This window comes from Methylomonas paludis, assembly GCF_018734325.1.
GTDB classification, from domain to species: domain Bacteria; phylum Pseudomonadota; class Gammaproteobacteria; order Methylococcales; family Methylomonadaceae; genus Methylomonas; species Methylomonas paludis.
In genome coordinates this window covers 291,054-305,767 of sequence record NZ_CP073754.1, presented here as the reverse complement: position 1 = coordinate 305,767, position 14,714 = coordinate 291,054, and the positions used below count along the sequence as shown (strand labels likewise).

The following is a 14,714-nucleotide window of genomic DNA, read 5'->3' as shown; positions in this document are numbered from 1 at the left end:
ATTGCTGACCACATTTCAACATGCTTCGTAACTATTTGTTATTTATTCCAGTCCTTAAATGCATGTTTGGCTAAATTGTTGTTGTAGTAACGCAAATCATGTGTGACTTCTACCCCTATCCAGCTAGGTTTGGCAAAGGATTCGTCAATTTGCAACAATTCTATTTCGGCTACAATCAGACCAGCATTGTCTCCAAAAAATTCGTCGATTTCCCAGACATGCCCATCCCGGGCAATAAAATGGCGCTGCTTTTCTATCCAGGGCTTGACGCATAGTTCGGTGATGATGGTATCGGCATCAACCAAGGGTATTTCGTATTCGAACTCCAGGCGGTGATTGCCGATAGTCGCACTTTTTAGATTCAGCCAAGCCTGACTGTCGGATATTCTGACCCGTATTGAGCTGGTCGGACTGCTGCTTAGATATGCCTGTTTGTAATACACCGAACTCTGTACTTCTGTACGCCAGTCATCATTTGCCAGCAGAAATTTGTGTTCAATTTCTAGTGCCATCAACTCTCCTCATTTTTAGTTTTAGTGCGCTTGGATAATTCTTTATTATAATACTTGGTAATTAGGTCAAAGGCTCGCCGCCCGCGCCTAACTGTTGCTGTTCATTTATTATGGAGAATTAAGATGACTTTCGAATTACCTGCATTACCGTACCCAAAAGACGCTCTGGCTCCGCACATTTCAGTGGAAACAATTGAGTACCACTACGGCAAACATCATCAAACCTATGTGACCAACCTGAACAATCTGGTACCGGGCACTGAGTTTGAAGGTCTGACGCTGGAAGAAATCGTTAAGAAATCCAGTGGCGGCATTTTTAACAATGCAGCCCAAGTATGGAATCACACTTTTTACTGGCACAGCCTTTCTCCTAACGGCGGCGGCGCACCAACTGGTGCTTTGGCCGAAGCCATAGACAAGGCTTTTGGTTCTTTTGAGAAATTCAAAGAAGAATTCAACAAAACGGCAGTGACCACTTTTGGTTCCGGCTGGGCCTGGCTGGTAAAAAATCCTGACGGCAGCCTGGGTCTGGTTAGCACCAGCAATGCCGCCACACCATTAACTACCGAGAAAACCCCATTGTTGACTGTTGATGTCTGGGAACATGCTTATTACATTGACTTCCGCAACTTGCGTCCAAAATATCTGGAAGCATTTTGGGCTTTAGTCAATTGGGATTTTGCCAGCGCAAATTTCGCAGCATAATTCTGTAGGATGCGGGTTAGGTTAATGCCTAACCCGCCCCCCATTCAAATACTTTCAGCACTACCAGCTTAAGCTTTACTACTCACTTCGATTGAGAAGCCAGCCGCTGTCAAATCAATTCATTGGCAATATTTTGTTCCAGAAAGCCTGAGACGGCTTTAGGGTCGCTAAAATTGCCGTAAGCCAGCAACAGTTTTACATATGCCACTTCCAGAGTGGTATTCCAGATGATGTGCAGACCTGCTGCCAGTAATGCCTGTGTGGAGCGGTAGCTCTGCTCGGTCTTGATGGCCGGCGCCAGATATACCTTGATGTCGCGCTGCCGACAAATTTGGCTAAATTCCAGCAAATTATTGAAATCCCCTGAACCTGATACTGTACAGGCGGTGCCGGAGTGATAGAGATCATGCAGTACCGCATCCACTCCCTCCAGATTGAAGTGCCGATAATCCAAACCTGGATAGGGCTTGATCAGTAAGATTCGCGCGGCAAAATTGGCCTGTAAGGCGATAGGTTTAACATTGGGCCTTTCTGCCAGCTCCTGACTATGAAAGCGGCCATCTGTATAAGTCATAAAGCTTTTGGACTGTACGCCGCTAAAATCACCGGATAATGGTAAACAGGATAGCAGGCGGGTTGCCCGATAAATCCGCAGGGTTTGCCCAAAATTTTTATAGGGGACGTATACGCCGCTTAAGCTGAACTGCCTGATAAAGGCTACGGCTGCCTGAAAATTTGACAAGCCGTTGGCATTGACATCTGCCAGTGGCAAATCACTGGAAACCAGCAACAGTGGAATTTTTAAGCTATTAAAATACAGACCCAACGCAGCAGCACTGAATGCCAGGGTGTCTGTACCGTGGGTTAGGATAATGCCGTGAAATTGACAGAGCTCCTCGGCTTCAATAGCCGCGATCATGAGCGGCCAATCACTGGGACGCAAATTTTCGCTGAGTATTTCTAAGGGCTGAATGGCTTTGAAATTGACGGCCTGCGAAGCATGATCTGCTGTGCTGAATATCTGTAGCAGTTGGCGACCAGTTGTTTTACTGGTATCAATAGTGCCCTGCACTACCTGAGAACCGATGGTGCCGCCGGTGAAAACCACTAAGATGTTTTTCATAGTATTATATGCAACCCTTGAATCTTAAAGCCGGGCATCATAAACGTAAACCATGAAAATATCACTGATTGTTGCCATGGCGAGTAATCGTGTGATTGGCGTAAATGGTAAAATGCCCTGGCATTTGCCAGCAGATCTTAAGCGGTTTAAGCAAATCACCTGGGGTGCGCCAATTTTGATGGGCAGAAAAACCTTTGAAGCGATAGGTAAGCCTCTGCCTGGACGTAGCAATATTATTATCAGTTCAAATCCCGATTATCTGGTATCTGGCTGTCAGACGGCGAGCAGCATTGCAGATGCCCTGCATCTGTGCCAAAGCAACCTGGAAGTGTTTGTGATCGGTGGCGCCACTTTATATGAAAGTTTGTTGCCTAATGCTGATTTTTTGTATTTGACCAGGATAAATAAAGATTTTGCCGGAGATACTTATTTTCCGGAAATTGTTGCCGAGGAGTGGCTTGAAGTTGAGAATGAAGCCATAAACAACGACACAAACGTTGATTTTAATTATAGTTTTTCCAAACTGAAACGCAATCCACCTCCAGATAGGCTCTGAACTGACGGGCTTATCCCAAGCCAAGGGCCAATAGGATTGTAAAGTTGTCACAAAACTGTCATATTTGCTTCATACTATTGTCATGCTATCTTGGCAATATGTAACTAGATTCTAAAATACTCTTTATGAAAAACAATATGAAAACACCATTTCAGCTGAAGTCGCTCATTCTTGGATTTGGCTTTGTCTCGTCTGCGCTGATCGCTAATGATGCCTTGGCTGCTGCCCCTGCCACTCTGGACCCTGCGCTGCCTGAATATACTCAAGCCAGCGGCGTTTCAGGCAATATTTCCAGTGTTGGCTCCGATACTCTGGCCAATCTGATGACATTGTGGGCTGAAGAGTTCGGCAAGATTTATCCTAATGTTAATATTCAGATTCAAGCCGCCGGGTCTTCAACTGCACCACCGGCTCTGGCAGAAGGCACTGCTAATCTCGGCCCAATGAGCCGCAAGATGAAAGATAATGAAATTGATGATTTCGAAAGCAAATATGGTTATAAACCAACTGCGATACCTGTTGCCATTGATGCGCTGGCTGTATTTGTCAACAAAGACAACCCGGTGACTGGTTTGTCGATTCCACAAGTGGATGCCATCATGTCTTCAACCCGTAAATGTGGTTTTGCGACTGATATCAGTACTTGGGGACAAGCCGGTCTGACCGGTGGCTGGGCCGGCAAGCCCATTCAGTTGTATGGCCGTAATTCAGTTTCCGGCACTTATGGCTTCTTTAAAGATGAAGCCTTATGCAAAGGCGACTTTAAAAGCAATGTTAATGAACAGCCCGGTTCGGCTTCTGTGGTGCAAGGTATTACCACTTCTGCTAACGGTATCGGTTATTCCGGGATCGGCTATTCAACTTCCGGTGTTAAGGCGATTGCTTTAGCGCGTAAAGATGGCGAAGCTTTTGTAGAGCCTTCCCCTGAAAATGCTATTTCCGGTGCCTATCCTTTATCTCGTTTTCTGTATGTTTACGTGAATAAAAAACCGAATGAGCCGCTTGCTCCGTTAGAGAAGGAGTTTCTGAAAATGGTGTTGTCCAAAACTGGTCAGCAAGTGGTAATTAAAGATGGATATATTCCTTTACCAAGTAAAACCGTGGAAAAAGCGTTGACGCTAATCCAATAATTTTGCAAGGATTGCTGAAACAGGGAGTTTAAGCAAGGATGCTGCAAAGGATGGCTAGACAAAATTATCTGATTTCTTTCTGCGATAGCATCAGATTTTGTAGATAATAAGCCGATAACCGCTAAAGCTGTTGTCGGCTTTTCTATTTTTATGTCGCGCCATGACCAAATGACAAATACGTCTCACTGACTCTCAGTTATGCCTGAAAAAATTTCAAATCAATCTAATTATTCTCTGCTACAAATCTCTACCGGTGATCAGCGTCAGCGCTGGCGTTTGTTGAAAGACAAGCTTGCCGCCTATTGCGTTACTATCGGCGGCTTAAGCATTATTATGGCCATTGTGCTGATTTTCTTTTATTTGTTGTATGTGGTATTTCCGCTACTGCTGCCTGCTCATGCGACAGATATAGGTCGTTACGCCAGTCCTGAGCCACAGCTGGGTAATACTGTGTTTCTGGCCATGGAAGAACAGAATGAAGTGGCTGTACGTTTTACCGATACCGGTAAGGCGGTGTTTTTTAGTGTGCCTGACGGTAAAACCATCGCCATTGAAAGTCTGCCGATTCCTGACCAGGCTCAAATTGTCAGCTTTGGCCACGGCAGCTTCGAAAATGGTGAGGTGATTTATGGTTTGTCAGATGGCCGGGCTGTAGTTGCCAAACATGATTACAAGCTGAGCTATATTGGCAATAAGCGCTTGATTACCCCTACGCTACTCTACCCTTTGGGTAAAGAGGCCATTGTTGTTGATAGCCAAGGCCATGCTTTGCAGCAAGTTGAGGTTAAACTCAGCGAAAAAAATAATATTCTGCTGGCAAAAACGGCTGACAACCGGGTTATTTTGTGCAATTTAAGTAAAAAAGCCTCGCTATTTGACGATGAAGCCGGGCTGGAACGTAATGAAAGCCTGCTGGCCGATGTGGGCGGTCAGGTTGATTTTATGCTGGTTGATAAAGTCCAGCGTAATTTGTATCTGGCTAATCAGCAAGGCGATCTGACTGTTTTTGATATTAACGATAAAACTAAGCCGATTATCAAGCATAAACTGAGTGTAGTTAGTCAGGGCACCTCTATCACCAGTATGGATTTTTTGAATGGGGATATTTCCTTGTTAATTGGGGACAGCAGCGGCTTATTATCGCAATGGAGCATAGTCCGGGACGCGCAAAATCATTTTAGCGTGGAAAAATTACGCGTATTTAAAGTTTCTGACGCTCCTATTAAGGCCATTAGCCCTGAACAACGCCGGAAAGGCATGCTGGTCGCGGATACCGATGGCAATTTTGGTATTTATAACACCACAGCCGAACGCGAACTGATCAAAGAAAAAATTGGCACCGGCAAACCAGACGCCATTACTTTGTCGCCGCGTGCCAATGCCATGCTGGTGGAAACCACTGACGGCCAAATAAATTTTTGGACGGTGGAAAATGAACACCCGGAAGTTTCACTGGCATCTTTGTGGCAAAAAGTTTGGTATGAAAGCTATCCAAAACCGGATTATATTTGGCAATCTTCTTCAGCCAGCAATGATTTTGAACCGAAAATGAGTTTGGTACCCTTGGTATTCGGCACTATCAAAGCTTCATTTTATGCCATGCTGGTGGCCATACCTTTGTCTTTGTTTGGGGCTATTTATACCGGTTATTTTATGGTTCCCAGAATCCGCCAATATGTTAAGCCCGGCATTGAGATTATGGGCGCTTTACCAACGGTTATTTTAGGCTTTTTAGCAGGTTTATGGCTGGCTCCCTTTGTTGAAGTTCATTTAACCGGCATCTTTACTTTATTAATGGCGGTACCGCTAGGCATTATGGGCTTTGCTTTTGCCTGGCAAAAAATCCCTAAGGCATTGCGTCATAAAGTTCCTGAAGGCTGGGATTCTCTGGTACTGATACCTGTGATTCTATTATGTGGCTGGCTGGCGTTTGCGATTAGTCCGCTAATTGATGATGTGTTCTTTAACGGTGATTTACGCACCTGGATGAATACTACTCTGGGTATAGGTTACGATCAACGCAACACTTTGGTAGTGGGTTTGGCCATGGGTTTTGCGGTGATCCCGATGATATTTTCCATTGCCGAAGATGCTATTTTTAGTGTTCCCAAACATTTGACCACCGGCTCTTTGGCTTTGGGCGCGACACCTTGGCAAACAATGACTAAGGTAGTTTTGCTGACCGCCAGTCCGGGGATTTTCTCGGCGATTATGATCGGTTTTGGCCGAGCGGTCGGCGAAACCATGATTGTTTTGATGGCAACCGGGAATACACCGGTGATGGATTTGAGTATTTTTCAGGGTTTACGCACACTATCCGCCAATATTGCTGTAGAAATGCCGGAATCTGAGGTCAACAGCACTCATTACCGGGTATTGTTTTTTGCAGCTTTGGTGCTGTTTATGTTTACATTTATCGTCAATACCCTGGCGGAAATTGTCCGTCAGAATCTAAGACAAAAATACAGTTCATTATGATAAAAGCATGGTTTAGAAGCGGTTCTCCGTGGATATGGATGACCGCCGGCGCTGTCAGCATCAATTTGATTCTGGTTGTGGGATTATTGTTACTGATTGCTGTACGTGGCTTAGGCCATTTCTGGCCGGCGAATATTGTTGAATATCATTATCAGGATCAGAATAGCCCGGAAAGCCTGATCATCGGCGAAGAAGTGGCTACTTCATTGCTACCAGCGGCACAGGCCAGAGCAGCAGGACATGAATTGCTGAATAACGGTGAATATTTAGTGCAGCATTTGGTGAAAACCGGCAATAGGGATGTTTTGGGCAGTGATTTTCGCTGGATACAGGATCAATATGTACTGAGTAAATCAGAGCCTGATGATTTAATTAGTATTGAACGCCGGGAGTGGGGCAATTTCTATGGTCGTTTGTCGGCAGTTAAAGAAAGTGGCAAGTTGATCGCGGAAGGCACACAAGCCTGGCCGGTGGCTCAGGAAAAACTCAGCAGGGCGCTTCAACTTCGGAAGGAAATTGATCACTTGCAAAATAAAAAAGTGGGTGCCATCAATTATGATCTGGAGCGTTTACGGCTTAAACAACGCGCCTTGGAGTTAAAAAGCCAGTGGCAGGATAAGGATCAGGCCGAATTTGCTGCCAAAAAACTGCACTATGAGCAAGAATACAAAACCATACAGGAACAACTGGGCGGCCTTAATAAGGAGTTGAAACTGTATAGTTTGGTGGTAACTGAGGCCGGTAATAAGGAAATATCCATCCCTTTAGCCAGAGTGGTAAAATTGACTAGGCCCAACCAGATGAGTGTGGTCGATAAAACTTTTGAATATATTTCAAATTTCATCAGTTTTGTCAGTGATGATCCACGTGAAGCTAATACTGAAGGTGGGATATTTCCAGCCATTTTCGGAACTGTTTTGATGGTAATGCTGATGGCTGTGGTGGTTACTCCGTTTGGTGTGGTTGCCGCTGTTTATCTGCGTGAATATGCCAAGCAAGGTCTGATAACCCGTATCATCCGGATTTCGGTTAATAATCTGGCTGGTGTACCTTCTATTGTTTACGGGGTATTTGGTTTAGGTTTTTTTGTCTATATTATCGGCAGCGGTCTTGACAAGGTGTTTTTTCCAGAAGCGGCCCCTGCCCCGGTGTTTGGCACTCCTGGTTTGTTGTGGGCATCGCTGACTCTGGCCTTGCTAACCTTGCCGGTTGTAATTGTAGCCACCGAGGAAGGGTTGTCGCGTATTCCCAAATCCATTCGTGAAGGCAGCCTGGCTTTAGGCGCTACCAAAGCGGAAACTTTATGGCGTACGGTGTTGCCTATGGCGAGTCCGGCGATTATGACCGGCCTGATCCTGGCAGTGGCGCGGGCAGCCGGTGAAGTGGCTCCGTTGATGCTGGTGGGCGTGGTTAAACTTGCCCCGACTTTACCGCTGGACGGTAATTTTCCTTACCTGCATCTTGATCGCAAGTTTATGCATTTGGGCTTTCATATCTATGATGTAGGTTTTCAAAGTCCCAATGTTGAAGCGGCACGGCCTTTGGTTTATGCGACTTCATTGCTATTGGTGCTGGTGATTATTGGCCTGAATATGTTTGCGATAGCTATTCGTAATAATCTGCGGGAAAAATATCGTGCACTTGAAAATTAAACTGCTATTCAATATATCCTGACGGCTCTGGAATAAAACGATGACGACAGCACCAACACGTACCCATGGTATTGATATTAATGCTTTGAACCGGGACGATAAATCTCAACAATCAGGCAATATTCAAACCTGCATCAAGATTGAAAATCTTGATCTGTTTTATGGCGAAAAACAGGCTTTGCATAACATTAACATGTCTATGCCCAGAAAGAAGGTGACCGCCTATATTGGCCCCAGCGGCTGCGGAAAATCAACTTTGCTGCGCTGTATCAATCGGATGAACGATCTGGTGGATGGGGTCAGCATAAAAGGTAAGATATTGCTGGATGATGAAGATATTTACGCTAAATCAGTTAATGTATCGGCATTACGGCGCCGGGTGGGCATGGTTTTTCAAAAACCTAATCCGTTTCCGAAAACTATTTATGAAAACGTTGCTTATGGCCTGAGAATTCAGGGCATTAATGACCGGCAAATTTTGGACGAGGTGGTTGAAAAATCCTTGCGCGGCGCGGCACTCTGGGACGAAGTGAAACATAGGCTAAATGATAATGCCCTGGGCATTTCGGGTGGACAGCAGCAACGGCTGGTAATTGCAAGAGCAATTGCTATTGAACCTGAGGTGATTTTGCTGGATGAGCCGGCTTCTGCGCTTGATCCGATTTCGACTTTAAAAATTGAAGAACTTATCAACGAATTAAAGGACAAATATACCATAGTGATTGTTACCCATAATATGCAGCAGGCTGCGCGGGTTTCCGATTATACCGCCTTCATGTATATGGGAGAGTTGATTGAATTTGGTGAAACCAGTGAACTGTTTACCAATCCAACCAAGAAACAAACTGAAGATTACATTACTGGTCGCTACGGTTAAGAGAACCCCATGGACAATAACAAAATTAAACAACACATTTCCCGGCAATTTAATGAGGAGATGGAAGATATTCGCAATAAAGTGCTTGCTATGGGTGGCCTGGTGGAACAACAGGTTGATCTGGCCACCAAAGCCTTTATGGGTTATGACATGGAGGGCGCGGAAACTGTAGTCAAACAGGATCAACTGGTTAATGAGCTGGAAAAAGACATAGACCATGAATGCACGGAAATCATGGCCAGACGCCAACCGGCAGCATTTGATTTGCGTATGTTGATTGCAACCATTAAAATTATTACAGATCTGGAGCGTATTGGTGATGAGGCGGCTCGCATTGCCCGTATGACTATGCGTCTGGAAGGTTCTGATTATTATCAGGATAAATACTACGAAATTGAACATTTACTGGAATTGGTAAAAGACATGCTGAATGGGGCATTGGATGCCTATGCCAGAACCGATGTTGAAGAGGTGATAGAGATTACCGCTCAGGACACCAAAGTCGATAGAGAATATACCAGTATCACCCGGCAGCTGATTACCCAGATGATGGAAAATCCCAGAAACATTACCCGTGCCCTGGATATGCTGTGGACTGCCAGAGCGTTGGAACGTATAGGCGATCATGCCTGCAATGTTTGTGAACATGTTATTTACATGGTCAAAGGTAAGGATGTGCGCCATGTCAGCAGGGAAGAGCTGGAAAAAACTGTGAAAACAGCTCGTTAATTATCATACTCAATACCCCAGGGGGTTCAAATAATGCTGAATTACATTTCCACACCGGTGTCGCGTTCTATCGTGTTAGTGGTTGTAATTGTTGCGTGGATAGGGCTTCTGTTTACGGAGTCTTCCCATCCCTCGGCTGAAATTTTTGACAAAATTGAAGGTTTGGATAAGGTAGCGCACTTTTTTGCGTTTGGAGTGTTGAGCCTGTTGGCTTCCGCAGCCAGTCTGTTGCTTAGCTCCAAACCCAGCCTATCCATATTTTCGGCTCCATTGCTGATTGTGTCGGTTGTCGGTGCTTTGGAAGAATGGTATCAAATGTATGTGCCTACCAGAAATGCCAGTTTTGCCGACTTAATGGCCGATGTTTTAGGGGCAATTTTCGCTATTCTACTGGCTAATTGGCTGGCACGTCTGAACCGTACCCATCAACATTTTCCTACCAATAAAGCCTGATTCCTCAAATTTGGGTGCAGAAACGTGGTGTCGCTTAATATCAGCGACCCGCGCTGTTATTTAAGCTTAAGTTGTTCCGGCTTCTGACCGACCAAGCACTCAACGGTTTTGAGTATCCGTAAACAATTACCGCTATTATCTTAATTAGCAATTTTGGGAAATAGTCTATTTACTATTTATAGACTTTAAGGCTGCTGTGTGAGCAACTATAGCACGGTGATTTGCATTAGAATAAGACCTAATGCCGACACCCATCGGCACTTAACGGGAGCTCAAAATAATGGCTGATAAAAAAATCTATCTACGTCTAGATCAACAAGAACAGCAACACGAACTACCCATTGTCTCCGGCAGTCTTGGGGCCGATGTTATCGATATACGTCGCTTATATGCGCAAACCGGTTTATTTACTTACGATCCGGGCTTTACCTCTACTGCCAGCTGTACTTCCAAAATTACTTATATTGACGGCGATGCCGGCATATTATTGTATCGCGGTTATCCTATTGAACAATTAGCCGAAAAATGCGACTTTTTGGAAGTGTGCTATTTGCTGCTGAAAGGCGAATTGCCGAATGGCGGCGAAATGAAGGGATTTGTGACTAATATCAGTCAACACGTCATGGTACATGAACAATTAAGCCGGTTTTATAGCGGCTTCCGCCGTGATGCCCACCCGATGGCGATTCTGGTTGGTGTGGTTGGCGCTTTGTCTGCGTTTTATCATGATGTGATGGATATCAACAGCAAGGAAGACCGCTATATATCGGCTATTCGGCTGATTGCCAAGATGCCAAATCTGGTGGCTATGTGTTACAAGTACAGCATCGGTATGCCGTTTATTTATCCCAAGCGCAAACTGGGCTATGCGGAAAACTTTTTGCGTATGATGATGGGTGACCCGGGCGATGATTATCTGGCCAACCCGGTACTGGTGCGGGCCCTGGACAGAATTTTGATCTTACACGCCGATCACGAGCAGAATGCATCGACTTCTACCGTTCGACTGGCTGGTTCCAGCGGCGCCAATCCTTACGCCTGTGTCGCGGCCGGCATAGCCTGTTTGTGGGGAGCTGCTCATGGCGGCGCTAACGAAGCTGTGCTGAATATGTTGGCCCAAATCGGGGATGTGTCCAGAATTGGCGAATATGTTAACAAGGCTAAAGATAAAAACGACCCGTTCCGCTTGATGGGGTTTGGTCACCGGGTTTATAAAAACTACGACCCACGCGCCAAGCTGATGCGGGAAACCTGCCATGAGGTGTTAAACGAACTGAACCTGCATGACGATAAAATGTTTAAACTGGCAATGGAACTGGAGCGTATTGCTCTGGAAGACCCGTACTTCGTGGAAAGAAAGCTGTATCCGAATGTGGACTTTTATTCCGGTATCGTCTTGCGGGCTTTAGGCATCCCAACCGAAATGTTTACGGCTATCTTCGCTATGGCGCGTTCGGTTGGCTGGATTGCCCAATGGGATGAAATGATTTCTGATCCGGAAATGAAAATTGGCCGGCCACGCCAGCTGTATCAGGGCGTGACGGCACGCGATGTGAAGTATATTTCCGGTCGTTAATTGTTCTTAACGACTGTCTACACCAAACCGCTCTGACCAGCCATGGTCAGGGCGCGTATTTATAGACTCATGAGTCTATAAATACGCGCCTGAGCCACATTAATTCTTACTATCGGACTTATCGCCACGGGGCAATCAAAAGTCCCTACCCTTGCCCTGACCCGGCCAAGTGCATTCGCAAAACGGGATACACTTGACTTGGCGCTCATCTGCCCTACAAATTCTCGCTGTCCAGTTCGTCCGCCGATAATTTTTTACCCGGCAGATAATTAGGCGCAACGCTAATCAGGATGGTTAAGAAGGTAGCCAGATAGGGCACAGATTGCACAGCCAGTACCGCAACCCATAATCTGCCGCTAAGGTTATCAAAATGCTCAATGGATCGCATAATGACTATGCCGGCAACCAATAATGATAACAGCAGCAACTCCTGCCAGATGATTAATAAACCAGCCACCAAAGGCCCTTGTGTTTCGTATTTCGGAGTACGCATAAAGGGTTTACCAGAGGTAAACAAACCTTGCAGGGTACCGCGCGCAACGGTATGGGTTAAGGACAAACCGGCTAAAGCCGCGCCGAAAGCCTGAAACAGCGAACAATTGACCCGCGCTTTATACAGCCATAATCCGCGCAAAACCTTAAAGCCGAACAGACCAATGGTGGGCAGCAAAAAGGCGTTGACCGGCAGTTCGCTGTGTATTGGGTCCTGAACTATCAGGCCGGTCAGTACCAGACTGGTAATGGTAAATAATAAGGCCAGCGCATCTGAGAACCAGGGCAGCCAGCCGGCAACGAAATAATAACGCTGGGCTGATGTTAAAGCTGACTTTTTATTAGGCAGAAAATGCCGCCAATGGCGTTTGATGATCTGCATGGCGCCATAGACCCAACGAAAACGTTGCGTCATATAGCCGGAGAAGGTATCCGGCATCAAGCCTTTACCAAATGACTCTTTGCAATAAACTGAGTCATATCCGGCTTCATAGAGGCGCAGGCCTAATTCACTGTCTTCACAAATACACCATTCACCCCAAGCTCCCACTTTTTCGAAAGCCGATTTGCGGATCATGGTCATGGTGCCGTGCTGAATGATTGCGTTATATTCATTACGCTGTACCATGCCGATATTGAAAAACCCGGCATATTCCCAGTAACAGATTTCTTTGAAAGAGCTTTGCTCCAGATCGCGGTAATCCTGAGGGGATTGAACAAAGCCGACATTCTCTTGATCGAAATACGGCACCATGGATTTTAACCAGTCGGGTGACAAAATATAATCGCTGTCTATGACCGCAATAATCTCGGCATCGCTGGCGGTGTTGGCCAAGGCATAGTTGATAGCACCTGCTTTGTAGCCAGGCCAATTTTCCAGATGGAAAAAGCGGAACATGGGGCCGAGACGCTGGCAATCCTGCTGGACAGGTTGCCAAATTGCCGGGTCTTTGGTGTTATTGTCCATGACCAGCACTTCGAGATTGGGGTAATCCACTCTGGCTAAGGCCTGCAGGGTTTTACGCACCATTTCCGGTGGTTCGTTGTGGATAGGTAAATGTACCGATATTTTTGGGTAGCGGAACTCGGGATGCGGGGTCAATGGCGCAAAGGTACGTCGGCCTTTTCTGTGCCACAGTACTTCGGCCAACTCCAGGCTCTCGGTCAACAAGACTAAAACTGCCATCGCCTGCATCATCAGCAAAATCGCCCAAAACACCACGGAAAATCCGGTCTGATACTGGGCGGCAGCAATGGAAGCTGACCAGAACAAAACGGAGGCCGCCAGATTAGCGATAATGCCGAAAAACAATTTGCCGGTTAGTTTTAAGCTTTTCCGGGTGAATAAAAACCCCGCCATTAAGATGAAGCTGAGTAATGCTGCGCCTGTGGCCCAGTTGCGCCAAGCTGGATTGGCCAATACATCGCCTTCCATTGGGAATTTAGGCTGTCTGTCGACATTAAACAGACCCCAATAGGCACCAGCAGTACCTTCGATACTAATTTTCCAAGGTTGGTCAAAGGCTTCAACTACGTAATAAACCAGATTTTCTTCGTTGGCGCGATTAAGAAATTCGCGTAAAAATTTGGCCTGATTCGCCAGGGAGGCAGTCGCATGTTTGAACGGTTGTCCATCTGAGGGCCAACCAACCTCGGTAATGACGATTTGTTTACCGGGAAAGGTTTGTTGTAAATCATGGTAACGTTCAAAAATGTAATCCACAGCTGCTTCCAGCGGGATGCCCTCCCAATATGGCAAGATATGTACGGCAATATAATCTACTTCATTAACCAGTTCGGGGTTGGCTTTCCATATATCCCAGGTTTCAGATGTGCTGACTGGTTTCCAGGTACGTTTTTTTACTTCACGAATGTATTCGATGAGTTGTTCAATATCGACATCTTTGCGCAATAACGTTTCGTTGCCTACCAGAGTTCTGACGATGGCTTTGGGATATTGATTGCTAAGGGTGATCAGGCTTTCTATTTCGCGACGGTTTTTCTCAAGATCGCTATCGATCCAAGCTCCCATGGCTAGATGTTCACCATATTTTGCCGCCAGTTCCGGCACGACTTCCATGCCTTCCAAAGAGGTATAGGTTCTAATGGAATGGGCTTTACCAACCAATAGTGCAACATCCTCACCTATTTGCTCTTTGGTTGGATAAATGCCTTTTTGCGGATTGGAATCACGGCGCATCGGACTGAAGGTTAGTCCCATCATGGTTTTATTCCATGACGGCAGCTTCAACGGGTTATTCACATAAGACCAGATTCCCAGATTGACGACTACTAGGAATAATAAGGTAAACAGCGTAGCAATTTTGGCTTTCATTACGAGAAAAATACTCCAATCTCTTTGGAATTGTTTTTATTGTCAAACGAAGCGGAATTTCCGACTCATTTGTGCATTTTTATTAAGTTATTTATT

General features: G+C 45.7%; 12 protein-coding genes. 9 read left to right on the top strand and 3 right to left on the bottom strand.

What is annotated here, in order from left to right; all coding sequences use genetic code 11:
- Nucleotides 1-38 precede the first annotated feature (38 nt).
- The gene (locus KEF85_RS01465) at nucleotides 39-512 is read right to left on the bottom strand and encodes a CYTH domain-containing protein (RefSeq protein WP_215582902.1); all 474 of its coding nucleotides are present in this window, start codon (nucleotides 510-512) and stop codon (nucleotides 39-41) included.
- Nucleotides 513-635: 123 nt separating this feature from the next.
- Between KEF85_RS01465 and sodB the strand changes: the two genes are divergently transcribed.
- A complete protein-coding gene (gene sodB / locus KEF85_RS01460) occupies nucleotides 636-1,217 on the top strand; it encodes a superoxide dismutase [Fe] (RefSeq protein WP_215582900.1) in 582 nt (193 codons plus the stop codon).
- A gap of 109 nt (nucleotides 1,218-1,326) precedes the next feature.
- Here the strand turns inward: sodB and KEF85_RS01455 are convergent, their stop codons facing one another.
- Nucleotides 1,327-2,340, bottom strand: coding sequence for an asparaginase domain-containing protein (locus tag KEF85_RS01455; RefSeq protein ID WP_215582898.1), 1,014 nt, complete (start codon nucleotides 2,338-2,340; stop codon nucleotides 1,327-1,329).
- A gap of 52 nt (nucleotides 2,341-2,392) precedes the next feature.
- Here KEF85_RS01455 and KEF85_RS01450 point away from each other — a divergent pair, with 52 nt between their 5' ends.
- The 8 genes from KEF85_RS01450 to gltA all read left to right on the top strand — a co-directional run bounded on the left by KEF85_RS01450 (nucleotide 2,393) and on the right by gltA (nucleotide 11,791).
- Entirely contained in the window at nucleotides 2,393-2,896 is a 504-nt protein-coding gene (locus tag KEF85_RS01450; RefSeq protein WP_215582896.1) for a dihydrofolate reductase, read from the top strand.
- 137 nt (nucleotides 2,897-3,033) lie between these two features.
- The gene (locus KEF85_RS01445) at nucleotides 3,034-4,026 is read left to right on the top strand and encodes a PstS family phosphate ABC transporter substrate-binding protein (RefSeq protein ID WP_215582894.1); all 993 of its coding nucleotides are present in this window, start codon (nucleotides 3,034-3,036) and stop codon (nucleotides 4,024-4,026) included.
- Nucleotides 4,027-4,224: 198 nt separating this feature from the next.
- Nucleotides 4,225-6,504 (top strand): ABC transporter permease subunit, encoded by a 2,280-nt coding sequence (locus tag KEF85_RS01440; RefSeq protein ID WP_215582892.1) that lies wholly within the window; start codon nucleotides 4,225-4,227, stop codon nucleotides 6,502-6,504.
- On the top strand, nucleotides 6,501-8,156 hold the full coding sequence (gene pstA, locus KEF85_RS01435) for a phosphate ABC transporter permease PstA (RefSeq protein ID WP_215582891.1): 1,656 nt from the start codon (nucleotides 6,501-6,503) through the stop codon (nucleotides 8,154-8,156). Before KEF85_RS01440 ends, pstA begins: the two co-directional genes overlap by 4 nt.
- Nucleotides 8,157-8,196: 40 nt before the next feature.
- A complete protein-coding gene (pstB, locus tag KEF85_RS01430) occupies nucleotides 8,197-9,033 on the top strand; it encodes a phosphate ABC transporter ATP-binding protein PstB (protein WP_215582885.1) in 837 nt (278 codons plus the stop codon).
- A 9-nt stretch (nucleotides 9,034-9,042) separates the two neighbouring features.
- A complete protein-coding gene (phoU, locus tag KEF85_RS01425; protein WP_215582884.1) occupies nucleotides 9,043-9,762 on the top strand; it encodes a phosphate signaling complex protein PhoU in 720 nt (239 codons plus the stop codon).
- A gap of 33 nt (nucleotides 9,763-9,795) precedes the next feature.
- Entirely contained in the window at nucleotides 9,796-10,215 is a 420-nt protein-coding gene (locus KEF85_RS01420; protein WP_215582883.1) for a VanZ family protein, read from the top strand.
- A gap of 280 nt (nucleotides 10,216-10,495) precedes the next feature.
- Entirely contained in the window at nucleotides 10,496-11,791 is a 1,296-nt protein-coding gene (gltA, locus tag KEF85_RS01415; RefSeq protein WP_215582882.1) for a citrate synthase, read from the top strand.
- Between the two features lie 214 nt (nucleotides 11,792-12,005).
- Here the strand turns inward: gltA and KEF85_RS01410 are convergent, their stop codons facing one another.
- Nucleotides 12,006-14,618 (bottom strand): glycosyltransferase, encoded by a 2,613-nt coding sequence (locus KEF85_RS01410; protein WP_215582881.1) that lies wholly within the window; start codon nucleotides 14,616-14,618, stop codon nucleotides 12,006-12,008.
- Nucleotides 14,619-14,714 lie beyond the last annotated feature (96 nt).